Annotated in this window: 22 protein-coding genes; 8 read left to right on the top strand and 14 right to left on the bottom strand. The window is 64.4% G+C overall.

What is annotated here, in order from left to right; all coding sequences use genetic code 11:
- Window positions 1-75 precede the first annotated feature (75 nt).
- From DTX69_RS15155 to murJ, 3 genes are all read left to right on the top strand, one after another.
- On the top strand, window positions 76-345 hold the full coding sequence (locus tag DTX69_RS15155; protein WP_119302397.1) for a GIY-YIG nuclease family protein: 270 nt from the start codon (window positions 76-78) through the stop codon (window positions 343-345).
- Window positions 346-445: 100 nt separating this feature from the next.
- Complete coding sequence (locus tag DTX69_RS15150; protein ID WP_119302396.1) at window positions 446-3250, top strand: [protein-PII] uridylyltransferase; 2805 nt, start codon at window positions 446-448, stop codon at window positions 3248-3250.
- An 81-nt stretch (window positions 3251-3331) separates the two neighbouring features.
- Complete coding sequence (gene murJ / locus DTX69_RS15145) at window positions 3332-4906, top strand: murein biosynthesis integral membrane protein MurJ (RefSeq protein ID WP_119302395.1); 1575 nt, start codon at window positions 3332-3334, stop codon at window positions 4904-4906.
- Window positions 4907-5045: 139 nt separating this feature from the next.
- Here the strand turns inward: murJ and DTX69_RS15140 are convergent, their stop codons facing one another.
- The 3 genes from DTX69_RS15140 to DTX69_RS15130 form a co-directional block, all read right to left on the bottom strand.
- Window positions 5046-5582, bottom strand: coding sequence for a PAS domain-containing protein (locus DTX69_RS15140; protein ID WP_119302394.1), 537 nt, complete (start codon window positions 5580-5582; stop codon window positions 5046-5048).
- Between the two features lie 119 nt (window positions 5583-5701).
- Window positions 5702-8245 carry an ABC transporter permease gene (locus DTX69_RS15135; protein ID WP_162917203.1) on the bottom strand — a complete coding sequence of 848 codons (2544 nt, stop codon included), beginning with the start codon at window positions 8243-8245 and terminating at the stop codon, window positions 5702-5704.
- A 163-nt stretch (window positions 8246-8408) separates the two neighbouring features.
- The gene (locus DTX69_RS15130) at window positions 8409-9131 is read right to left on the bottom strand and encodes an ABC transporter ATP-binding protein (RefSeq protein WP_284735801.1); all 723 of its coding nucleotides are present in this window, start codon (window positions 9129-9131) and stop codon (window positions 8409-8411) included.
- Here DTX69_RS15130 and DTX69_RS15125 point away from each other — a divergent pair.
- On the top strand, window positions 9115-9771 hold the full coding sequence (locus DTX69_RS15125; RefSeq protein WP_119302391.1) for an arylesterase: 657 nt from the start codon (window positions 9115-9117) through the stop codon (window positions 9769-9771). The two genes, DTX69_RS15130 and DTX69_RS15125, sit on opposite strands and share 17 nt — an antisense overlap.
- Window positions 9768-10910 (top strand): FIST signal transduction protein, encoded by a 1143-nt coding sequence (locus DTX69_RS15120; RefSeq protein ID WP_119302390.1) that lies wholly within the window; start codon window positions 9768-9770, stop codon window positions 10908-10910. The genes DTX69_RS15125 and DTX69_RS15120 overlap by 4 nt, the downstream gene beginning before the upstream one ends.
- 78 nt (window positions 10911-10988) lie before the next feature.
- Here the strand turns inward: DTX69_RS15120 and DTX69_RS30155 are convergent, their stop codons facing one another.
- Both DTX69_RS30155 and DTX69_RS15115 read right to left on the bottom strand, forming a co-directional pair.
- Window positions 10989-11129, bottom strand: a complete 141-nt coding sequence (locus DTX69_RS30155; RefSeq protein WP_284735800.1) for a hypothetical protein — start codon at window positions 11127-11129, stop codon at window positions 10989-10991.
- A gap of 208 nt (window positions 11130-11337) precedes the next feature.
- A complete protein-coding gene (locus tag DTX69_RS15115; protein ID WP_162917201.1) occupies window positions 11338-11508 on the bottom strand; it encodes a hypothetical protein in 171 nt (56 codons plus the stop codon).
- 165 nt (window positions 11509-11673) lie between these two features.
- On the opposite strand from DTX69_RS15115, the gene DTX69_RS15110 reads away from it, so the two are divergent.
- Window positions 11674-12711: an NADP(H)-dependent aldo-keto reductase gene (locus DTX69_RS15110; protein ID WP_119302388.1), complete on the top strand. Its 1038-nt coding sequence runs from the start codon at window positions 11674-11676 to the stop codon at window positions 12709-12711.
- A 90-nt stretch (window positions 12712-12801) separates the two neighbouring features.
- Window positions 12802-13548: an SGNH/GDSL hydrolase family protein gene (locus DTX69_RS15105; protein WP_119302387.1), complete on the top strand. Its 747-nt coding sequence runs from the start codon at window positions 12802-12804 to the stop codon at window positions 13546-13548.
- Here DTX69_RS15105 and DTX69_RS15100 read toward each other — a convergent pair.
- Window positions 13541-14437: a DMT family transporter gene (locus DTX69_RS15100; protein ID WP_119302386.1), complete on the bottom strand. Its 897-nt coding sequence runs from the start codon at window positions 14435-14437 to the stop codon at window positions 13541-13543. The genes DTX69_RS15105 and DTX69_RS15100 overlap by 8 nt on opposite strands.
- A 543-nt stretch (window positions 14438-14980) precedes the next feature.
- Between DTX69_RS15100 and DTX69_RS15095 the strand changes: the two genes are divergently transcribed.
- Window positions 14981-16123, top strand: coding sequence for a DUF2272 domain-containing protein (locus DTX69_RS15095; RefSeq protein ID WP_162917200.1), 1143 nt, complete (start codon window positions 14981-14983; stop codon window positions 16121-16123).
- A 74-nt stretch (window positions 16124-16197) separates the two neighbouring features.
- On the opposite strand, the gene DTX69_RS15090 is transcribed toward DTX69_RS15095, so the two are convergent.
- The 8 genes from DTX69_RS15090 to DTX69_RS15055 form a co-directional block, all read right to left on the bottom strand.
- Entirely contained in the window at window positions 16198-17340 is a 1143-nt protein-coding gene (locus DTX69_RS15090; protein WP_284735799.1) for a Gfo/Idh/MocA family protein, read from the bottom strand.
- Window positions 17341-17360: 20 nt separating this feature from the next.
- Window positions 17361-18416, bottom strand: a complete 1056-nt coding sequence (locus tag DTX69_RS15085) for a sugar phosphate isomerase/epimerase family protein (RefSeq protein ID WP_119302384.1) — start codon at window positions 18414-18416, stop codon at window positions 17361-17363.
- A gap of 315 nt (window positions 18417-18731) precedes the next feature.
- Window positions 18732-19181, bottom strand: coding sequence for a DUF1801 domain-containing protein (locus DTX69_RS15080; RefSeq protein ID WP_119302383.1), 450 nt, complete (start codon window positions 19179-19181; stop codon window positions 18732-18734).
- 154 nt (window positions 19182-19335) lie between these two features.
- Window positions 19336-20298: a DUF3883 domain-containing protein gene (locus DTX69_RS15075; protein WP_162917199.1), complete on the bottom strand. Its 963-nt coding sequence runs from the start codon at window positions 20296-20298 to the stop codon at window positions 19336-19338.
- Window positions 20299-20387: 89 nt separating this feature from the next.
- Window positions 20388-20855, bottom strand: coding sequence for a DUF1801 domain-containing protein (locus DTX69_RS15070; RefSeq protein ID WP_119302381.1), 468 nt, complete (start codon window positions 20853-20855; stop codon window positions 20388-20390).
- Window positions 20856-20939: 84 nt separating this feature from the next.
- A complete protein-coding gene (locus tag DTX69_RS15065) occupies window positions 20940-21767 on the bottom strand; it encodes an AraC family transcriptional regulator (protein ID WP_119302380.1) in 828 nt (275 codons plus the stop codon).
- An 8-nt stretch (window positions 21768-21775) separates the two neighbouring features.
- Complete coding sequence (locus DTX69_RS15060; protein ID WP_119302379.1) at window positions 21776-22306, bottom strand: histidine phosphatase family protein; 531 nt, start codon at window positions 22304-22306, stop codon at window positions 21776-21778.
- Between the two features lie 9 nt (window positions 22307-22315).
- On the bottom strand, window positions 22316-22795 hold the full coding sequence (locus DTX69_RS15055; RefSeq protein ID WP_162917198.1) for an FxsA family protein: 480 nt from the start codon (window positions 22793-22795) through the stop codon (window positions 22316-22318).
- Window positions 22796-22839 lie beyond the last annotated feature (44 nt).

The raw sequence follows: 22839 nt of genomic DNA, 5'->3' as shown, positions 1-22839 counted from the left end.
TAAAGTTCGTCATGCCAAGGCTTGGCCTTGGCATCCACGAGTTTGACAGAGGTAGGATAGGGTGGATGGGTCTACATCACGACCAACAAGCCCAATGGGACGCTTTACGTCGGCGTCACCAGCAGCCTTGCCCATCGTGTGTGGCAGCATCGCACGGGCGCGATACCGGGCTTCACGAAACGCCACGGATTGAAACGGCTGGTTTTTGTCGAGCCCCACGAGACAATCCAAGGTGCCATCCGGCGCGAGAAGGTCATCAAAGGCTGGCCGCGGGCCTGGAAAATCAGGCTGATTGTTAAGGAAAATCCTGAGTGGAATGACCTCTATGACCTGATCCTGGCCTAGGCAAACTCGTGGATGCCAAGGCCAAGCCTTGGCATGACGGAGTTGAAAGGGCGGCGGAGCTTCGCTTTCCCTATAGGCCTTCAGGTCTTATGTTCGCCCCATGAACATCCAGACTCGGCCCGACATCGAGAAACAGCGGGAGATCCTGGACCGGCGGGCGCTGACCCAGGCGTTGAAGGACGCCGTCGCCGGGTCGCGCGATCCCCACGCCGACACGGCGGCGGTGGGGGCGGTCCTGCGCGAGCACCTGGCGCTGGGCCGGGCGGAGATCCGACGCCGGTTCGAGGCCGACCCGCGCGCGGCGGAAAGCGGGCGGCGCCTGGCGCGCGAGACCAGCTTCATGATCGACCAGCTGATCCGCGCCATCTACGACTTCACCACCACGCAGCTCTATCCGCTGTCCAATCCGTCGGAAGCGGAGAAGATCGCGCTGGTGGCGGTCGGCGGCTACGGCCGCGCGGAGCTGGCGCCCTATTCCGATATCGACCTCTTGTTCCTGCTGCCCTACAAGCTGACGCCGCATTGCGAGCAGGTAGTGGAGTACATCCTCTACCGCCTGTGGGACCTGGGCCTGAAGGTCGGGCAGTCGGCGCGTTCGATCGACGAGTGCATCGGCCGGGCGAAGGGGGACCTCACCATCCTCACCAGTCTGCTCGAGGCGCGCTACCTGTGGGGCGAGCAGGCGCTGTTCGACAAGTTCCGCAAGCGGTTCCACAAGGAATGCGTCGCGGGGCAGGGCGAGGCCTTCTACCAGGCCAAGCTGAACGAGCGGCGCGTGCGGCACGAGAGGTTCGGCCCGTCGCGCTACGCCCTCGAGCCCAACATCAAGGAAGGCAAAGGCGGGCTCAGGGACCTGCAGACCCTGCGCTGGATCGGGCGCTTCCTCTATGGCTCTGACACGATCGACAAGCTGGTGGATGAAGGGGTGCTGACGCGAGATGCGGCGCACCGCTTCGACAAGGCGGAGGCGTATCTCTGGCTGCTGCGCTGCCACCTGCATTTCCTGCGCGAGCGGGGCGAGGAGAAGCTCACCTTCGACATCCAGCTCGAGATCGCCCGGCGGTTGGGCTATCGCGACCATGCCGGCAACAACGCGGTCGAGCGGCTGATGAAGCATTACTTCCTCACCGCGAAGTCGGTGGGCGAGCTGACGCGCTTCTTCTGCACGGCGGTGGAGGCGCAGCACGTGAAGCGCTCCTTCATCCGCCTGCCGTCGATCGGACTGCGCAAGCGCGAGCTGGAAGGGTTTGGGCTTGATGGCGGGCGGCTCTCCGTCCCCAATGCCAAGCATTTCGACAAGCATCCGCTGGATCTCCTGCGCATCTTCCGCGTGGCGCAGAAGCACGACCTCGACGTCCAGCCGATGACCTTCACCTGGATCGCGGAAAAAACCCGGTTGATCGACAGGGCCTATCGCGAGAATCCGGAGGCCAACGCCATCTTCATGAAGATCCTCACCTCGCGGTCGAAGGGGCCGGAGGTGGCGGTGCGCCGGATGAACGAAGCGGGCGTGTTCGGCCGTTTTGTCCCCGATTTCGGGCGCGTGGTGGCGCAGATGCAGTTCGACATGTACCACCATTTCACGGTCGACGAGCACACGATCTATGCGCTCGGCATCCTGCACAAGATCGAGACCGGAGAGCTCTCCGAGGAAGCGCCGATCGCCACGCGGGTGGTGCATGAGATCCAGTCGCGCCGCGTGCTCTATGTCGCGGTGCTGCTGCACGACATCGCCAAGGGGCGCAAGGGCGATCACTCGATCCTGGGCGCGGAGCTGGCGGAGCAGCTCTGCCCGCGGCTCGGCTTCACCGAGGACCAGACGGAGACGGTGGCCTGGCTGGTGCGCAACCATCTGCTGATGTCCAACACCGCGTTCCGGCGCGACCTCGATGATCCCGCCACCATCCAGGCCTTCGCGGAGCAGGTGCAATCGATGGAGCGGCTGCGCCAACTGCTCGTGCTGACGGTCGCCGACATCCGCGCGGTGGGGCCGAAGACCTGGAACGGCTGGAAGGCGCAGCTGCTGCGCGACCTCTTCAACCGCACGGAGGAATTCCTCTCCGGCGGCCTTATCTTCGCAGGCCGCGAACGTGAAGTGGACAAGGTGCTGGCGGAACTGCGCGGGAAGCTCGCGGACTGGCCGGCTGAGGATGTCGAGGTGCATCTCGAGCGTGGCCACCCGGGCTATTGGCTCTCGTTCCCCATGCCGATCCTGGAGCGCCATGCGCGTCTCGTGCGCGATGCCGAGCTGGATGGGCGGGCTCTGTCGGTCGATTTCCGCGTCGATTCCTGGGAGGCGATGACCGAGGTCACGATCTATGTGCCCGATCGCGTGGGTCTGGTCTCGCAGCTCGCCGGCGCGTTCGCCCTGTGCGGCGCCAGCATCGTCGAAGCACGCATCTTCACCTTGAAGAACGGCAAGGCGCTGGACGTGTTCGCGATCCAGGATTCGGAAGGCGGTGCCATCGAGCAGCCGACACAGCTGGCGCGCCTCACCGCCACGATCGAGCGCGTGCTGGGAACACCGGAGCAGACTCTGGCGACGCTGAAGACCCTGCCGCCCCACGTCAATCCGAAGACCAAGGCGTTCCCGGTGGCGCCGCGCGTCCTCATCGACAACAAGGCGAGCGCCGCCTACACCCTGGTCGAAATCACCGGCCGCGACCGACGCGGCCTGGTCCACGCCCTGACCGCCGTCCTGACCGAGCAGGACCTGCGCATCGCAAATGCCAAGATTTCGACCTTTGGCCACCGCGCGGTCGACACATTCTACGTGAAGGATCGCTTCGGCCTGAAGGTCGAGGCCGAGCCGAAGCTGACGGCGATCAAGACGGCGCTGCTCGAGGTGTTGGCCGAGGGCAGGGATCAGGAATCAGGTATCAGGGATCAGAGGGGCGTCGGCTGATTCCGCGCGAATCATCAGGACGTGGTATTCATGGGCTGCAAGCTTGCTTTCTGATTCCTGATATCTGACCTCTGATCCCTGATGTTCTCCATCCGCTCCGTTCTCAAGGTCGGCACTTTCACACTCGGCTCGCGCGTGCTGGGGTTCGTGCGCGATGTGCTGATCGCGAATTTGATTGGCACGGGGCCGATCGCGGATGCGTGGTTCGTGGCGCAGCGTCTGCCGAACCTGTTCCGGCGCCTGTTCGCGGAGGGCGCTTTCAATTCCGCGTTCGTGCCGATGTTCGCCGCTCGCCTTGAACAAGGGGGCCGGCTGGAGCAGGGCGGGCAGGCGGCGGCGCGCGCCTTCGCGGAGCGCGTGCTGGCCAGCATGCTCGCCTTCATGCTGCTGCTGACGATCGTAGCGGAGGTCGCGATGCCGCTGCTGATCATGATCTTCGCGCCCGGCTTTATCGACGATCCCGGCAAGTTCGGCCTCACCGTGCTGCTGACTGCGATCGCCTTTCCCTATCTGCTGTTCATGTTCCTGGGCGCCTTGCTCGGCGGCATCCTCAATTCGCTGCAACATTTCGGCCACGCGGCGGCGGCGCCGATCCTGCTTAACGTGGTGCTGGTCCTGGGCCTGCTGTTCATCGCGCCGAACGTCGAACAGCCCGGCCTGGTGCTCGCCTGGGGCACGACGCTGGCGGGACTGCTGCAATTTCTCTGGCTCTACATCGTGGCGGCGAAGCTGGGCTACGGGCTCAAGCTGCCGTGGCCCAGCTTCAATGCGGAGATCCGCCACGTCGTGAAGCTGATGGTACCGGGGCTCTTGAGCGGCGGCCTCGTCCAGATCAGCATCATGATCGCGACCATCCTCGCCTCGCTGCAGGATCAAGCCGTCTCGTACCTCGCCTATGCCGACCGGCTCTATCAGCTGCCGCTGGCGCTGATCGGGGCGGCGATCGGCGTCGTGCTGCTCCCGACCCTGTCCCGCTCCATCCGCGGCGGCCGCGATGCGGAGGCAATGGCGGCCTTCAACCGCTCGCTGGAGTTCGCGGCGCTGCTCATCCTCCCGGCGACGGTTGGCCTCATCGCCGCGGCGGAGCCGATCGTGCGCGTGCTCTACGAGCGCGGCGCCTTTTCACCCGCGGCGACGCACAACACCGCGCTGGCGCTGATGGCGATCTCCATCGGCTTGCCGGCCTTCGTGCTCAACAAGGCGCTGCAGCCCGGCTTCTTCGCGCGCGAGGACACGGTGACGCCGTTCAAATACTCGATCGTCACCGTGGTCGCGGACGTCATCATCTGCCTCGCCCTGTTCTGGTGGCTCCGCCGCTGGGGCATCGGCTTTGTCGGGATCGCGCTCGGCACCGGCCTCGCTGCCTGGATCAACAGCGCGCTCCTCTATCGCACGCTGCGCCGCCGCGGCTTCCTGGTGCTCGATGCGCGGTTGAAACGCAACCTGCCGCGGCTCCTGATCGCGAACGTGGCGATGGCGATCGTTCTCATCGGCGGCCAGCAGGTGCTGGCACCATGGCTCATCGGCTCGCTTATCGAACGTATCGGCTCGCTCGGACTGCTGGTCGGGGCGGCAGCAATCGTCTACCTCCTGCTGGTCCTGATGTTCGGCGCCTACACGCTGACCGACTTCAAACGCCACGCGCTGCGGCGATGAGCTAGCTTCTCATACTATCACCCAGCCTTGAGCCGAGGTCCATTCGCAATCGCACGTGCGGTGGATGGATGGATTCCGGGTCAAACCCGGGATGACGAACTGAGAAGTTGCGTCATGGTACGTCGTGTTGAAAGGTCACTCACCGCCGCTCCAGCACCTGCGGTGTGCCGGCTTCGCGCTCCGGTTCGTTGCGGGCGAGGTCGGCGAGGGAGCGGCGCTCGGCGAGCCAGACCGCCAGGATCATGTCGACGTTGTGCCCGTCATGCGCCAGCGGCAGGCCAAGGCGCTTTACCCAGACGTAATCCTGCGAAGGCACGCTGAGGCAGCCGGAGAGGAAGACCGGCGCCTTGCGCTCGACGATCAGGTCGAGCGCCCGGATGACCGGCAGGGAGCGCTCGGGCGCGCCGATCTCGTCATAGTGCAGCCCAGTGACGTCGCGCCCGGCAATGGCGGCAAAGCCGGTGCCGGCGAGGCGGAACCGATAACGGCGGCGCGCCTTCGGTGGCGCACCGTCCACTACGTCCAGCAGCAGCACCTGGGAGAGATGGCGCGGCTGCAATTCGGTCGGGTCGATGTGCTGCCGCCCGGGCAAGCGGCCCGGCACCAGCTTCGACTGCCAATAAGACAACAGCTCGCGGAACTCCGCCTCGGATGCCTCCGGCGGTAACAGATACATGCGCCCGGCCCTCACTCCTGCCCACTTGAGACCCGTCCCCACAGGTCCGTCGGTCGCGGGCGCGATCCTACCAGATTCAGATGGGATGGCGATTGATATTTCGCCTAATGCGGGTGTGGCTATTCGTTGCGCAGGAACGGTGCGGCCTTTGCTCCTAAGGCGCGCCAGGAGCCCCAGAAGCCGAGCACCAGGGCCAGCGCCAGAGCCAGGGCCAGGACGCCCGCCAGCACAACCGGCTCCACCACCAGCGGGGTTTCCAGGTTGAGCTTGAGGAACAGCCAGGCGCCAAAGCTCCCCAGCACGATGGCAAGGGCAACACTCACCAGCGCCAGCAGCGCGAACTCCCAGACATAGCCGAACGCGATGTCGCGCCGCCGCCCGCCCAGCATCTTCAGCAGCACGGCTTCGTAGATGCGCTTCTCGCGCCCGGCCGCCACGGCGCCCGCCAGCACCAGGATGCCGGCGCCGAGCGTCGCCAGGGCGGTGCCGCGGATCGCGCCGCCGACTTGGGTCAGCAGGTCGAGCGCGGTCGCCAGCGCATCCTTTACCCGGATGGCGGAGATGTTCGGGTATTGGGCGGCCACGCGGTTCATCAACGCGCCTTCCTCGTCCTCCGGCACGCGCACGGTGGCGATGCTGGTCTGTGGCGCCGATTCCATGAGGCCGGGAGAGAACACCATCACGAAGTTGATCGAGAAGGTCGACCAGTCCACCGCGCGCAGGTTGGCGATCTTTCCCGTCACCTCGCGGCCCAGCAGGTTGACGGTGATGCTGTCGCCGATCTTGAGGCCGAAGGCTTCGGCGGTGCCCTGATCAAGCGAAATCAGCGGATCGCCCTTGTAGTCGCTAGGCCACCAGTCTCCGGCGACGATGTTCGCGTCCGGCGGCGGCGCCGCGGACCAGGTGAGCCCGCGATCGCCGCGCAGCACCCATTCGTGGTCCTTGGGCGGCGTGATCTTGTCCACGGACACGTCGTTCATGCGCACGATGCGTCCGCGCAGCATCGGCACGCGCTCAAAGTCATTGGCGCCGGGCGTCGCCATCACGGTGGACTCCAGACCTGCGACCTGATCCGGCTGGATGTCGATGAAATAGAAGCTGGGTGCTCGCGCCGGCATGGAGCGCGCGAAGTCGTTGAGGATGCTGTGCTGGATCAGCGCCACCACGATGATCACCGTGAGGCCGAGCCCGATGGAGAGCACGATGCTCGCGACCGGCGCGGAGCGGCGGCCGAGGGTGGCGAGGGCGAAGCGCAAGGCGCGCGCGCTCCGGCCTGGCTTCAAGCGTTGCTGTCCGCGATGCGCGGCGGCCTGGATGATCGTGGCCAGCCCGCGGAAGGCGGCGAGGGTCGCGATCGCGGCCAGGGCAAAACCGGCGGACAACACCTTGTTCTCGGCCGTCGCGACGACCACGGCCGCGAGCGCAAGGCCGGCGGTGCCGACCGCGATCACATCTTTGCGGTTGACGGTGCCGAGTTCGATGGCGGCGGCGCGGAACAATTGCGCCGGCTTGGTACGGCGCGCGCGCAGGAGCGACGGCAGCGAAAAGGCAAGCGCGGTCAGAGCCCCGAACGCAGCCGCGCGCAGCAGTGGCACTGGGTAGATGCCGGTCGCCAGATCCACGTCCATCTGGGCGAGCGAGGCCTGGAATATGAAGGGCGCCGCGGCGCCGATCGCCAGCGCAATGACGATGGAGATGCCTGCCATCACGCCAATAGTGATGAGGTTGATGGACGCGATCTGGCCGGAGGTCGCGCCGATGCATTTCAGCATGGCGATGGTGCGCGCCTTGCCCTCGAGGTGCGCGCGCACGGCGTTGGCGATGCCGAGCCCGCCGATCAGCAGCGCGCTGAGCCCGATGAGATCGAGATAGGCGCGGGTGTTCTCCAGAAAATTGCGCGTGCGGGCGCCCGCATCCTCGAGCTGGCGAATGCGCCAGCCGGCATTGGGGAACTCCGCATTGAGTGCCGCCGCTGCGGCGACGCGGTCGACGGTCGGCGGCATCTTGATGCGATAGGAGTGGTAGACGAGACTGCCCGGCTGGACAAGGCCCGTCGCATCCAGCGCCGCCTGCGAGATCAGCAGGCGCGGGCCGAACGCGAAGACCTGCGTGGTGGAATCGGGCTCGCGCTCGATCGCGCCGGTGATGGCGAAGCGCGCATTGCCAACAATCAGGCGATCGCCGACCTTCAGGTGCGCACGCTGCAGCAGCACGCGATGCGCCAGCGCGCCATAGGTTCCGTCGGGTTGCTTCGCCAGCAGTTCGGCGAGCGGCTTCTGCTCGGTCAGCGTGAGCGCACCGTAGAGCGGGTAGACGTCATCTGCGCCTTTGAGCTCCACCAGCACCGGCAGCGCGCCCTCGCTCGTCGGCTTCGCCATGGCGCGCATCTCGATCACGTGCGAGATCTCGCCAAGACGTTCTATCGCGGCCAGCTCATCGGGCGTCGCGGCGCGGTGCGTCAGGCGCACCTCCATGTCGCCACCCAGGATCGCCTTGGCATTGGCCGCGATCCCGGTGATCGCCGCCGTGCTGATCGAACCGACCCCGGCAATCGCCGCGACGCCGAGGATCAGGCACGCAATGAACAAGCGAAAGCCATGCGTGCCAGCGCGCAGCTCGCGCCCAGCGAGGCGGAAGGGGAGGAAGAGGGCAGAACGAGTCATACTTCGCACCCTGCTACCGCTTCTCGTTCCGTCACCCCGGACAGCCGCGCAGCGGCGTGATCCGGGGTCCATTGGGCAATCGCACGTGCGGTGGAAAAATGGATCCCGGCTCGCGCTTCGCTTGGCCGGGATGACAGGAGAGTGGTCGGTGCGTCGCCCGCCATTACGCGGCGACCCTTGCGCTGTCGCGGACGATGTGGCCGTCAGCCATGTGGAGCTGGCGGCGGCAGCGTCCCGCTAGGGAGGGATCGTGGGTGATGAGCAGCAATGTGGCGCCGATGGCGTGGGCGCGTTCGAACATCAGGTCGATGATCCTGGCACCGGTATCGAGGTCGAGGTTGCCGGTGGGTTCGTCCGCCAGCAGGATCTTCGGTCGCGGTGCGAGCGCGCGCGCCAAGGCCACGCGCTGCTGCTCGCCGCCGGACAACTGCGACGGGTAGTGGCTCAAGCGACGTGCGAGGCCGACGGCGCCAAGCGCCGCCTCCGCGCGCTCGAACGCATCGGCTGCGCCGGCCAGCTCGAGCGGTACGGCGACGTTCTCCAGGGCGCTCATGGTGGGGATGAGATGGAAGCTCTGGAACACGATGCCGACCTGATCGCGGCGCAGCAAGGCGAGTTCATCCTCCGACATTGTCGTAATGTCACGGCCCGATAACGCGATGCGGCCAATGGTCGGCTGTTCCAAGCCAGCAATCAGAAGCAGCAGCGAGGTCTTGCCGGAACCGGATGGGCCGACCAGGCTGACGGTCTCGCCCACGTCGATGTGAAGGTGGATGTTCTGCAGGATGTTGACGCGGCCGGCCTCGCTCGCCAGTGTCAGAGAAACGTTCTCCAGATGGATTGCCGGAATGGCCGGGCTTATGCGTTCAATGCTGCCTTCGTTCACGCTTCTCACCTTTCGCATTACCGCCGCGTTACTGCTCTGTTTCGGCCTTGCCACAACCCCCACGCAGGCCGCCGAACCGATCCGCATCCTGGCCTTCGGTGATTCCCTCACGGCAGGCTACGGGCTGCCCGAAGCCGATACGCTGACGGCCCGGCTCGCGGACGCCCTCAACAAGATGGGTCGGCCTGCGGTCGTGATCAATGGTGGTGTTTCCGGCGATACGACGGCCGATGGCCTGACCCGCATCGATTGGGCGCTCGCGGACAAGCCCCAGATCATGATCCTGGCGCTGGGGGCCAACGACATGTTGCGGGGGCTCGATCCCAAGACCACCCGCGCCAATCTGGAAGGAATTATCGAAAAAGCCAAGGCGGCGGACGTCGAAATCGTGCTGGCCGGGATGCTGGCCCCGCCCAATCTCGGCAGCGAATACAAGACCGCCTTCGATGCCATCTATCCAGAGTTGGCGAAGGCGCATAATCTTTTGCTCATGCCATTCCTGCTGCAGGATGTGGCGCAGATCTCTGATCTCAATCAGGGGGACGGAATTCATCCCAATGGCAATGGCGTGGCTGTGATGGTGCGCAATCTGCTGCCCTATGTGACGCACGCGATGGACCGCATGGAAGGTGCGTCGTGACGCGCTTCCGTGCCGGACATGCGGCCGGCGCCGATTGGCGCGAGGCGGTCGATGCCTGTCTCAAGGAGCTGAAACAGGCACCGCATGACAATCCGTCGAAGACGAGCCGGTTGGGATTCCTCTACGTCACCGACGTGATCGCGGAGCAGGCCGGCGAAGTCCTCGACCGGCTGCGGCGCGAGACCGGCGTCGAGCATTGGATCGGCGCGACGGGCATCGGCATCCTCGGCGCCTCCGCCCACGGCAGCGGCGAATACTACGATCAGCCAGCGGTCAGCGCGCTCATCGCCGATCTGCCGGATGATTCCTTCCGCGTGTTTCCCGGCCGCGGCGATGACGCTGCGGGTGCCGGCAGCGAGTGGTTCGAGGCGCAGCGCCCCAATGTCGCGATCGTGCATGCCGATCCGCGCGCCCAGCGCCTGCCCTTGATGCTGGACCGCCTGGCGGAGGCGAGCGGCGCCTATCTGGTCGGCGGCTTGGCCTCCTCGCGCGGGGCGATGGTGCAGATCGCGGGCGAGGTGAGCGAAGGCGGCGCCTCCGGTGCGTGGATTGGCTCCTCCATCAACCTGGTCGCCGGCTTGAGCCAGGGCTGCGCGCCGATCGGTCCGGCCCACGTCGCCACCACGGCGCAGAAGAACGTGGTGATGGAGATCGACGGCCGCCCGGCGCTCGACGTCTTCAAGGAGGAGATCGGCGAGATGCTGGCGCGCAACCTGGAGCGCTGCGCCAACTTCATCTATGCCGCGCTGCCGGTCGGCGGGTCGGACACCGGCGACTACCTGGTGCGCAACCTGATGGGGATCGACCCCAACAAGGGCTGGATCGCGATCGGCGATCAGATCGAATCGGGCGACGGCATCATGTTCACCAAGCGCGACCGCTCCACCGCCAATGCGGACTTGGTGAAGATGCTGGAGAGCGTGAAGAAGCGCATCGCGCGGCCGATCCAGGGCGGGCTCTATTTCTCCTGCCTGTCGCGCGGGCACAACCTGTTCGGCGACGCAGGGACGGAGATGGCGATCCTGCGCGACCATCTCGGCGACATCCCGCTCGCCGGCTTCTTCGCCAACGGCGAAATCAGCCACCGCCGCCTCTACGGCCACACCGGCGTCCTCGCCCTGTTCGTGGAGCCGGAGTAGGCGCGCGCGGACGAACGGCGAAAGACGGCGCCGGCCGATACCGACCGATCGATCAAATTTTACGAAAGATGTGTGCGCTTACTGCGCCGCCTGCTCTGTGGCGCCGCCGAGGGAGAAACGGTCCTTTTGGGCGCGCTGTTCCATGCGCTCGGCCACAGCAACGCCGATGGTCAAGGCTACAATGATCAGAACGGACAGGGCTGTGACCGGCTTCTTCATATTACTAAACCGCGCTTGGTGTGATGCGGTTCCTCTGATCGTCATCATCCGACAGCTTGTTTGATCACTCGTTAATGCAGCTCACTTCTTCTGAGAAGAAAGCACACGAACGTGCGTCGATTTCCATTGGTCTTAGGACGAACGAGGTGGTTTTCGGCCGACATAGCGCAGCGAAAAAATGTCGCAGCGCTGCGAGTGGCGCTCAGCCCTACTTCGCGATCTCGCCGACGCTGAGGCGATCCTGCGTGGCGCGCTCCTCCATGCGCTCGGCGAGCGCGCCGCCGACCGAGAGGCCCAAAACGACCAGCAGCGCGGCGAGCGCCAGCGGGCGCACCAGCGGACGCGAGATCGGTTGGATACGGAAGATGGTCTTGGTCATTTTCTTCACTGCCCCTGTCCTCTTGACCTCTGTCCTCATGAGATCAGCTTCGGGGACTCCTTCGGCTTTTTGATGTGCTAATCATGGCGATCCCGGGGCATTCCGGCTGTGACTTGCGTCACCGGCCCGCCAAAATCGCAACGCCTTCGATCATCAGGAAATTTCATGGAATACAGACGGTTAGGACGAAGCGACGTAAAGGTCAGCGCAATCTGCCTGGGCACTATGACCTGGGGGCAACAGAACAGCGAAGCGGAAGGCCACGCCCAGATGGATTATGCCTTGGAACGTGGCGTGAACTTCTGGGACACGGCGGAAATGTATCCCGTGCCGCCGACTGAGGAGCGCTTCGGCAACACCGAGCGGATCATCGGCAGCTGGTTCGCGAGCCGCAGGAAGCGCGACGAGGTGATCCTCGCCACCAAGATCATCGGGCCGGACCAGCGCTTCAGGAATGTCCGCGGCAACAACAGTTTCGACCGGCGCAACATCCTGGCGGCAATCGATGCCAGCCTGGAGCGGCTCAAGACCGATTACATCGACCTCTACCAGCTGCATTGGCCGGAGCGCACGGTCAACGCTTTCGGTCGGCTGATGTATCAGCACCATCCCGAGCAGACCTTCACGCCGTTCGAGGAGGTGCTGGGCGCGTTGGGCGAAGCGGTGAAGGCGGGCAAGATCCGCCATGTCGGCCTCAGCAACGAGACGCCATGGGGCACCATGCGCTGGCTCAAGGCGGCGGAGCAGGGCGCCGGGCCGCGCATGGTCTCGATCCAGAACTGCTATCACCTGATGAACCGGATGTTCGAGGTGGGGATGGCGGAGGTCGCGATCCGCGAGCAATGCGGGCTGCTCGCCTTCTCGCCGCTCGCGATGGGCACGCTCTCCGGCAAGTATCTGGGCGGCGCGCGGCCGGCCGGCGCACGCATGACCATGTTCCCCAATTTTCCGCGTTACATGGCACCGCGCGCCCAGGAGGCGACAGCGGCCTATGTCGGCCTCGCCCGCAAGCATGGGCTCGACCCGGCGCAGATGGCCCTCGCTTGGGTGAATGGCCGGGACTTCACCACCTCAACCATCATCGGCGCCACCACGCTCGACCAGCTGAAGAGCAACATCGCCAGCATCGATCTCAAGCTGTCGCCGGAGCTGGTGAAGGAGATCGAAGAGCTGCACAAGGTGTGGACGATCCCGGTGCCGTAGGCGCTCGCCACAAAACAGCCGGCAGCCGCGTTTAATTGGGAACCTCGACCCATCCGATCGATTCCTCCTGAAACCACATGGGAGGATGCGATGCGGTCTGTCCGGATTCTGCTTGGATTCGTTCTGCTCGTCACTGCGGCCTTGGCCGGCGGCGCGGCGGAGGCCGAGGTCAAACGGATCCTGGTGTTCGGTGACTCGAACAGCTGGGGCTGGATCCCGGTGGAGAAAGGCAGCCCATCGGGCCGCTATCCCAAGGACAAGCAGTGGCCGTTCGTGATGCAGGCCAAGCTCGGCAGCGACTATGAAGTGGTGGTCGATGCCCTGAGCGGCCGCACCACGGACGTAGCCGATCCCACCTTCCAACAACTGACGGGCGCCGGGCTCGACGGCAGCGCCGCCTTGCCGTCTGTGATCGCAGCGCACCTGCCGCTCGACCTCGTCATCATCATGCTCGGTACCAACGATACGAAGCAGTATTTCAAGCGCAGCGCCTTCCGCATCGCGCTGGGCGCCGGCAAGCTGGTCGACATGGTGCAGAGCAGCGGCAACATGTTCGGCGCCGGCTGGTACACCTATCCCGCGCCCAAGGTCCTGCTGGTGGCGCCGCCGCCAGTCGGCCCGCAGAGAGTTTTCGGCGAGGTGTTCGCCGGCGCCGAAGAGACGTCGAAAGAGATGGCGGCAGCCTACAAAGCGATCGCGGAGGCCGCCGGCGTCTCCTTCCTGGATGCCGGCACGCTGACGCCGACGGATGGCGTCGACGGCATCCACTTCACCGAGCAAGGCCAGCGCAAGCTCGGCGAGGGGATCGCGGAGGCCGCGCTCGCCGCACTCAAATAAAGCGCCCCCTGTTGACCAGATAGATCCCGGCGCCGATCAGGGCGAGGGCGGCGAGGATGGCACTCGTCACGGGCTCGTCTAAGACCATGGCACCGAACAGCACGCCTGACACGGGCGTCAGGAAGGTGAAGGCGGCCAGGTTGGACGGCGCATATTGGGTGATCAGCCAGAACCAGACGATGTAGCTGGCGAACGAGACGACAACGATCTGATAGGCGAGGGCGATCAGCACCGGCCCTTGCGAGAAATCCGGAAGCGGCTCGCCCAGCAGCGGGGAGGCGGGCAACAGCGCTAGCGCCGAGACGGCGAGCTGGTAGAACAGGATCTTCTCGGCGCTGATCCGCGCCAGGCGGGTGACCTTGATCACCAGGGTCGCCGCACCCCAGGTGACGGCGCCCAGCACGCAGAACAGGTCGCCGAGCAGATGCGCTTCGCGTTCGGCGCCCGAGAATACAAAAGTGAGGCCGCTGAAGGCCGCGATCAGGCCGACGAGCTTGACGACGGAGAGGCGATCACCCGGCACCAGGAAATGCGCGCCGATCGCCACCACAAAGGGCGAGAGGTAGATGAGCAGCACGGCGCGCGCGACATCGGTGCGGGCGATACCGAGATAGATGAAGGCGAACTCCAGGGCGAACAGCACGCCCGCCAGCAATCCCGCGCCGAGCGTTCCGTCCCGGCCGAACAGCGGCACATGGCGCAACCGGCACCAGCCCATCACCAGGAGCGCGCTGCCGAGGGAGCGCAGCCCCGCCTGCATCAGCGGCGGAACGCCGGCGCCTGCGATCTTCACCGAAACCTGGTAGAGCCCCCAGCAGACGCACAGCAGCGCAACCAGCAGCAGGGCGCGGCGATCCAGCGGGCGAACATGGTGCAGGACGGCTTCCATGCCGCAACGCTACGGCGCCGCGTGCTCCGTGATCTTGAACGCTATGAACCTCAGAGCGCTTCTCTCGCATATGAGGAAGGTTGAGGTCTCGTCTCCCGAGCTGGCAGGGCGATCGCATATGGCTCTCGCAGCGCGCTGTGATTCCCTCCCCCGAGGCGAGGGAGGGTTAGGGTGGGGGCGAGGCGGTTCAGCTCGACATAGTCTTCGCTAGAGAGAACAAACCCCGACCCCAGCCCTCCCTCGGCTTGGGGAAGCAGAACCGAGCTGCGCATTGCCAAAACGCGACAGCCCTGTGTGGGAGAAAGATGCGGAGCCGAACGAAATGAGCGTCCGCTCAGCTCCATAGTCTCCCACTGGCCGGACTTGGCCGATTTCCGCAAGGGGTGGCGACATCATTTCATCGGTTGTGGGCCGGTTATCGGGTGCTGCCTGGCCAAACTTGTCGCGGATCGCGCACCGGAACGGATGCGCACGGCTGTCGATTGCCCCGCATCCGTTGTGGCCCTATTCTTCAACTATTCTTCTCGCTCCCGGAGCCCGGCCATGAGCGAACAGGTCGACGATATTTCTAAGTTCAAGCAAGAGGCCATGACCGTGCTCAAGGATGCCGATCTGGATCCCGAGCTCAAGAAGCTGCTTGTGGAAAAGCTGTTCGACGAACGCAACCAACGACGCACAGCCTCGCTCGCCCAAAAGCAATTCTGGCACAATACCCCGCTCGTCGTTGCTCTGGTCGGAACCATCACGATTGCTGCCAATGCCATCAGCGGGCTGGTGTTGAGCAAAGACAACGCGGAGAACACCGCACGACTGAAACAGATCGAATCTCAACTCGAGGAACAAGGCAAGAGCGCGGATGCCAGCCGCGAAACGACTAAGGAGGAGCGCGCCTTCGCCTATAAAATCATAGAGCAGGAACTGGCCAAGAGTGGCGACATGGAGGGCCGCGCAAAAGTCCTGCTGTTCCTCGTTCGGGCCGGCGTGTTGAACAGCCTCAATCGCGAAGAGCTCGAGAAAATGGCGCTGAACGACCTGAAGACGCTCGGCAAGGGCAGCGAGAGCGTCGGCATTCCGCCGACATTGGGCACAGGCATACCGGCTTATGATCTAATGTTGCCTGATGCGAATCCGACCCAAACCAAGGCCGCAACACGTCTGCTGTCAATCGCGGTCGGCGAAATCAATAATGACGTCGAAGAGAATGCCTCGCCCGATACGATCAGGAAGTACTGGTCGGCCATCCCTGGACCTTTGGCCGAGACCATCGATCCGGCAATGCCGTGGAGCGCCGTCTTCATCGCGTGGTTGCTCAAGCAAGCGGGGAATCCCGATTCGATCCAATTGGCTGCGACGCATTTTATCATGTGGGGCAGCAGCGTCGAAAAGGGGATCGCGTTCAAGAGCGGCGAAAGGGCGGTTCTTCCGGGTGATCTAGTCTTCCTGGCACGGACGCCGGAAGACGTCGCCAAATTCGTTGATCCGCGTGGCCAGATTCCATCCGGAACCTCTGGCGTCGTATACAGCATCACCGGCACGAAGCTCTCGATCATTACCGGCAACATGGCAAACGCCGTCCGCCTCGTGGAGCGCGAACTGAACGATCCCAGAATTGTCGGCTTTGTGCGCATTGGAAGCGGGCCTGCGGGCGACATCGCCGAGGGCGGTGCGCCACCCAATCCGAACTAGATCAGTGAGGCGGCAATGTCCTGCGGAGGGCATTTTGCTCGCATGGTGTGCGATCGTCCGCACCATCCATGCGTTCAGCTCCGCACCGTCTCCCAGTGACCGGACTTGGCCGAATTCAGCACCGCGTCCGTGACGTATTCCGTCGCGAGCGCGTCGCGAAAGGTCGGCGATGCCGGCTTGCCGCTGGAGAGGCCTTCGAGGAAATCGGCGGCCTGGTGGATGAAGGTGTGCTCGTAGCCGATCTGCAGGCCGGGCACCCACCAATGGCTCATATAGGGATGCTCGCCGTCCGTGATGTGGATCGAGCGCCAGCCGCGCAGCTGGCCTTCATCGCGGTGGTCGAACCACTGCAGGCGATGGAGGTCGTGCAGGTCCCAGAAGATCGAAGCCTTCTCGCCGTTGATCTCCAGCGTGTAGAGCGCCTTGTGCCCGCGGGCATAGCGCGTCGCCTCGAACATGCCGAGCGAGCCGTTCCTAAAGCGCGACAGGAACATGCTGGCGTCGTCGATCTTGACCTCGGCGGTCTGGCCGGTCTCCGCGTGCTTGCGCTGCTTGACGAAGGTCTCGGTGGCGCCTGTGACGCTGTCGATGCCGCCGTTGAGCCACATCGCGGTGTCGATGCAATGGGCCAGGAGATCGCCGGTGACGCCGCTCCCCGCGACATTTGCGTCGAGGCGCCACGTGCCGCGGCCGCCCTGCGGCACCTCGGCCGAAATGGTCCAATCCTGCAGGAATTTGGCGCGGTAGTGGAAGATGCGGCCCAAGCGGCCCTCGTCGATCAGCGTCTTGGCCAAGGTCACCGCCGGCACGCGCCGGTAGTTGTACCAGACCATGTTCGCGACCTTGGCCTTCTCGACCGCGGCGACCATCCTCTCCGCCTCGGCGGCCGTGCGGCCGAGCGGCTTCTCGCACATCACCATCTTGCCGGCTTCGGCTGCCGCCACGGCGATCTCGGCATGGGTGTCGTTGGGGCTGGCGATGTCGATCAGGTCGATGTCCTTGCGATCGATCAGCTTGCGCCAATCGCTCTCCGAGGACTCGAAGCCCCAGTTGGCGGCGAAATCGGCCGCACCCTTGGCATTGCGTGTGCAGACCGCCTTCAACACCGGCTCATGGTCGAGCACGAAGAACGCCGGCGCCTGGCGAAAGGCGTTGGAATGGGTGCGGCCCATGAAGCCGCCGCCGATGATCGCGATATTAAGCTTCTTCCTGGTCATGATGCCTCGCGCCAGCCTTCCTACTCTTGCCAACCGTGCGCGTCGCGCACCTTGATCATGGTCGCGAGCACGTCGTTCCAGGTCTGCTGTTGGGTCATCACCGCATTGGGGAACATGCAGCCGTCCCAGCAGATATGCCGCATCTTCCTGGTGAGGGTGCCGCTCTCGTCACGCAGCCAGTAGCCGGCATTCTTCGGCACATCGAGCTTGCCGTTGGGATCCGTCGCCTGGACGTGGCGGCCGGTCTTCTCATGATCGCCGGAGCCGAAGACCGTGCCGTCGTTCTGCGCGACATGGAAATCATAGGTCCAGGGCCGCAAGGCATCGGCCACCTTCTTATAGGCGGCGTCGAGTTGCGAACGGTCCTTCCAGTCGTAATCCTTCGGCAGCAGCCGGTCCTCCTCGGAATTGTAGCCCAGAGTGAAGAGCATGGAGTGCGCCATGTCGGCCTGGTAGCCGACCACGCCCGGCATGCCGACCTCTTCGAGCAGGTTCACGTTCTTGCGCCAGGACTGCATCCCGCCCCAGCAGATTTCGCCCTCGGCGAAGAGGTATTCGCCATGATCCTCGGCGATCTTGCCCGCCTCGCGAAAGGTCTCGGCGATCTTCCTGGTGTTGCCGACGGGGTCCTTCTCCCAGTCGGTCACGCTGCAGGAGGAGTCGATTCGGACGCCGCCGCTCGGACGGATGCCCATCTCGCGCATTTGCTGGCCGATCTTGCAGGCCTTCTTCACCTGCTCGACGAAGCGCTTCCGCTCCTCGGCCGAGCCCATGGCCGAACCGCCGCCGGCCCCCGCCCAGATCGGTGCCACGAAGGAGCCGATCTTCAAGCCATAGGAGGCGATGTGATCGGCGACGCGCTTCACGTCGTCTTGTGCGCTCTCGATCGAGATGTGCGGATCGGCGAGCCACAGATCGACACCGTCGAACTTCACGCCGTCGACCTCGGCATTGGCGGTCAGCTCCAGCAGTGTATCGAGCGGAATGATCGGCTCCGCCCCCGGCGCGCCCTTGCCGACCACGCCTGGCCAGGTCGAGTTGTGCAGCTTCGGATAAGTGTTGGTGTGCGCAGCCATGCGATCGTCCTCCCTCCCAATCGGCGCGCACGAGCGGCGCCGGAACGGACTTCACATGGAGGGAGAAGGAGACCTGCCGCCGCACCGACAATCGTTGCGCAACAAATCTCCGGCAATCGAAACATGGTTCTGTTATCGCGGCGTCACCGCACGCGCAGGGCCAGCTCCCTCCCGCCCGTCAGCCATTTCTCCCGGCTGCGTCGGGCATGAGGCTAGTCTTTGGGCTGCGAGGGAGGGAGTCAAGCGGGACCGCTGCGGCGACCGCAAAGACGAGCGATCTGTTACTGAACGCGAGCGATTTATTATACCAGGACCTCAAGCGCTCTTTGGTCGCTTCAGAGAGCGGACTGGGCGAGCGGCAGCCTTCGACGTATTCAGTGCCACGGCGGCGCGGATGAGCGCCTTCAACGCCTTCTCATCGATCTTGTCGCCCTCGTGGAGATCGATGGCACGCCTGGTGTTGCCCTCGAGGCTGGAATTGAAGAGGCCTGAAGGGTCCTCCAACGATGCGCCCTTGGCGAACGTCATCTTCACGACACTCTTGTAGGTCTCACCGGTGCAGATGATTCCGGCGTGCGACCACACCGGAACTCCTCTCCACTTCCACTCTTCGACCACGTCGGGGTCGGCCTGCTTGATGAGCATTCGGACTCGAGCGAGCGTCTCGCCTCGCCAATCATTCAGCTCCTTGATCCTGGTATCGATCAGCTGAGAGGGGGAGTCGCCTCCTGTTGCTTGTTTCGAGCCGCTCTTGCTCTTCTTCATGGTGGTGTCGCTTTCTTAGCTGTTGTCGGCGGCCTTCATTGCGTCGCAGCCACCTTCGATCTTGAGTGTCAGGCGTACGGACAAATGAAGCTCGCCAACGCGTTTTGCCATCGCGTGAGCGCGACTGTTATTGACGATTTGAAGCTGCCTCACCTTACTTGCTGGTGGCGTGCCAGGTGAATTCCTTCCAGGAAAAACGCGCCTGTGCTTTCTCTGCATCCATGATCTCAAGCTTGGGCGACTTCGACAAAGCCTCGGTGACCATGGCTAGGCGCCAGCACCGGGGATACGCCTGCATATAGGCATATTCCTTATGCGACATCAGAAAATGCGGCACTTTATTCTGTGTACCCTTGACCTCAACATGCAGCTCATCTCGGGACTTTTTCGCGCGCACCAGCAAGTCGAAGCCGCAATTGTCGGATTGCCGATCTATTACTTCGTACCGGGTTTCGGAATAGTGCGCTCTCACAAGCGCAACAGCCGCCTGCTCAACCTCTTGACGTCGCTTGGCGTCTGCACAGATCCCGCCTTGGCCGGCGTCAATCACTGGGCTTTGGTCAGTGGCCTCACCGTTATTCCAGCGTTGGCGGATCTCCAGTAGGCGCTGCGCGAGATCCTCGCACCAGCCGTTCTTCACTCCATTGCCCCTGAGGTAGAAGACCGACGCGCGCTTCATGTGTTCGCCGGCGAACACATGCTTATTCATCCGCAGATCAAGGTGCGCGGCCTGCAGCGCCGATAGAATATATTGATAAGGTTGGCCGTTCTCATCACGTGGCAGCGATGGATTAGCGGCGTCATATTCGGGCCGGTCGGCGAAGTCGCCCACAAAGGTCGCGCCCTCATACCAGCCAGTGAGATAAAGCCCCCGTTCCTTTGGCTTCTTGGCGACCGAGAACACCAGCCAGCCTTCAAGCTCCTTCGGTCTTGGAGCAACCATCTTCCTTCCCAGCGGCGGCGTGTAGGCGTAGAAGCGCCCGTCAGGTCTGGGCAAGAAATTGTACTTCTCGTGCCCGTCCTTGAATTTGCGCACGTGTTGGTGATCGGCCTCGACCGGACTGCCCATGAAGTCGTCTGACCAACCGGTCTTAATGACGGCTATTTTGTCCGCCATGAAACTCCCCCAGAGTTTTGAAGTCCATGCGCCACGGGCCCCAAGACACACACACACGGCGCACAGACGATCCCAGTGCATATACTCACTCACATGCGTTCGCCAGGCAATTGGCTGGCTTGCTTCACCCAATCGACGAACTGCGCTTCGTCGAGCTGGCCCTCGTAGATATCGAGGTAGCGCACGTCCTTGTGCTTGGACTCGCCGGCCGGGACTGGATGCAGCGACGCGCCGCGGAAGAAAGTCACTTTTATGTATTTCGTGAAGCAATGAAAGCTGAGGAACCAGGCGTGGTCCTCGACTCCGTAGAAGGGCGAGTTCCACTTGACGGCCTTGTGCACGCCGGGGACGGTGCGCACGATGAGCGCGTCGAGGCGCCGCCCGAGATCGCGTTTCCAGCCGGGCATTGCCGCGATGTAGGCCTGCACGGGCGCATCGCCGTAGGCCTTAGCAATCTGGGGATTGCCGCCTGAGAGGAGCGTCGGCTTCCCGTTGGCACGTCTGGCGGCGACCTTCTGTGCGACCTTCGCCGACTTCTTTGAGGTCTTGCCGGCCATTGTCCTTATCCCCCAACTGGCTGACCCATAGTCAACCGATGATACTAGCGTTGCGCTTGAAAGTTGACACCGCCCTGCTCGATCTCATGCAGTTTGCGCCCTGGCATAGGCCGCCGGCGTAATGCCGAGGGCGTTGCGGAAGGCGCGGGTGAGGTGGGCCTGGTCAGCGAAGCCCGTCGCGGCGGCCACGGCGGCAGGGCTCTCGCCCTGCCGCAGCAGCGACTGGGCGCGATTGATGCGGATCTGCCGCTGATAGGCATGGGGCGGCAGTCCGGTCGCGCGGCGGAAGGCGCGGACCAGGTAGACCGGGTTGAGATCGACCAGGGCGGCGAGCGCCCGCAGGCTGACACGCTCCTCGAGGCGATCGTGCAGATACTGGCGAACACGCCGCACGTGGGATGGCTCCGCGCCGGAGCGCGCGGAGGCGATCTTCGTTGCCGTGGACTTCTGCAGCAAAGCCGCGACGGCTTGGGTCAGGCGCGTTTCGCCGGCCAACGCCTCGTCCTGGGTGCGCAGCAATCCGGCATGGGCACTTTGGAGGGCCGCGAACAAGACCCCGTCCTTGTGGGGCGCGAGCTGGCGGAGCGTTGGGATCCGCATGTCGCCGCGCTCCAGACCCGCAAAGGCGACGAAGCCGGGATCGAGATAGAGGCAGCGATAGGACCAGCCGCTGCCGTCCCCCTCCCAGGAGGTATGGACCTCGCCCGGCTCCAGGAAATCGACGTCGCCGGGGGTCAGCACGTTGCGGCGGTTGCGATAGAGCGAGACCATCGCGCCGCGCTCCTGCACCGGGACGCAATAGGTGTCGTGGAAGTGCCTGGGGAAATAATGATGGGTGTCGACGGCCTGCAGCAGCTCCACGCCCTCGAGGCCGGCGGGACGCGCGACGACGATGGTGTCCCGCCGCGCCATTCCGGACCTCAGCCCGTCGGATCGAACGGCAGGTGCTCGGCGTTAGCGAGCGACTTGCCGGTGAGGCGCAGCAGGAAGCCCCAGTGGCTCACCACCGCGACCTCGCGCCAGTCGATCCAGGTGGCGGCGCGCAGCTGGAAGGAGCGGGCGCGGCGGATGACGTCGGCCTCGCTCTCGTCCAGGGCCGGCCACCAGGTCTCCTCCAAGTGATCGAATTTGAGGGCGGGCCAGCTTTGGCTCAGAGCCGAGCGGCACGTGCCGACATCGCACTGGAACATGGCGTGCTCGCGCACCAGCGGCTCGACATCGACCGGCACCCTCAGCACGTCGGCGAGGATCTCCGCGGTCTGCAGCGCGCGGGTGTAGGGACTGGTGACGACGCGCACGATCGGGCGCTCGCTGCGCCGGATTGCCTCCGCAGTGGTGCGCACCTGGGTGCGGCCCGCTTCGGTCAGGTGCGGATCGGTGATGCCCGGGTCGATGCCGGTGCGGCTGAAATGGACGTTGAACTCGGACTGGCCGTGGCGGATGAGGATCATGGAACCAAGCTATTCGACATCGATGATCTTGCGGTCGTGACCGATGCGCGGGGGCGGCTTTTTCTCGTCCTTCGGTGCATCTTCGTCACCATCCGGCACGACGGTGAATTCGCCGTGAATCGTGCCCGTGCTGTGATAGACGTGCGCCTCGAAATGCGCGGCAGTTCGCCGCAGCAACCAATGGCGCGTGATGGGCAGCATCAGGACCACCGCTAGGGCATCGGAGACGAAGCCCGGCAGGATCAGCAGCATGGCCGCCGCGGCAAAGCAGGCTGCGTCGATGATCGAATGGCCGGGCTCCCGCCCCTCGGCCAGGGCGGCGCGCAGGCGCCCGACAGCCTGCAGCCCGGTCCGGCGCAGCAGCGCGAGGCCGGCCACTATGGCGCCGATTACCCAGACCAGGGTCAGGACCACGCCCAGCTTGCCGCCCAGCCAGACAAAACCTGCAATTTCCAGGAATGGCAGGGCGATAGCGGTGAAGGCGATCAATCTCAGCATCTTTACTAGTTCTTTAGTCAACCTATCCCGGGCCA

Source organism: Dongia deserti, assembly GCF_003574735.1.
Lineage (GTDB): Bacteria > Pseudomonadota > Alphaproteobacteria > Dongiales > Dongiaceae > Dongia_A > Dongia_A deserti.
The sequence above is the reverse complement of the archived record's forward strand: the minus strand, read 5'-3'. Positions and strand labels throughout refer to the sequence as shown.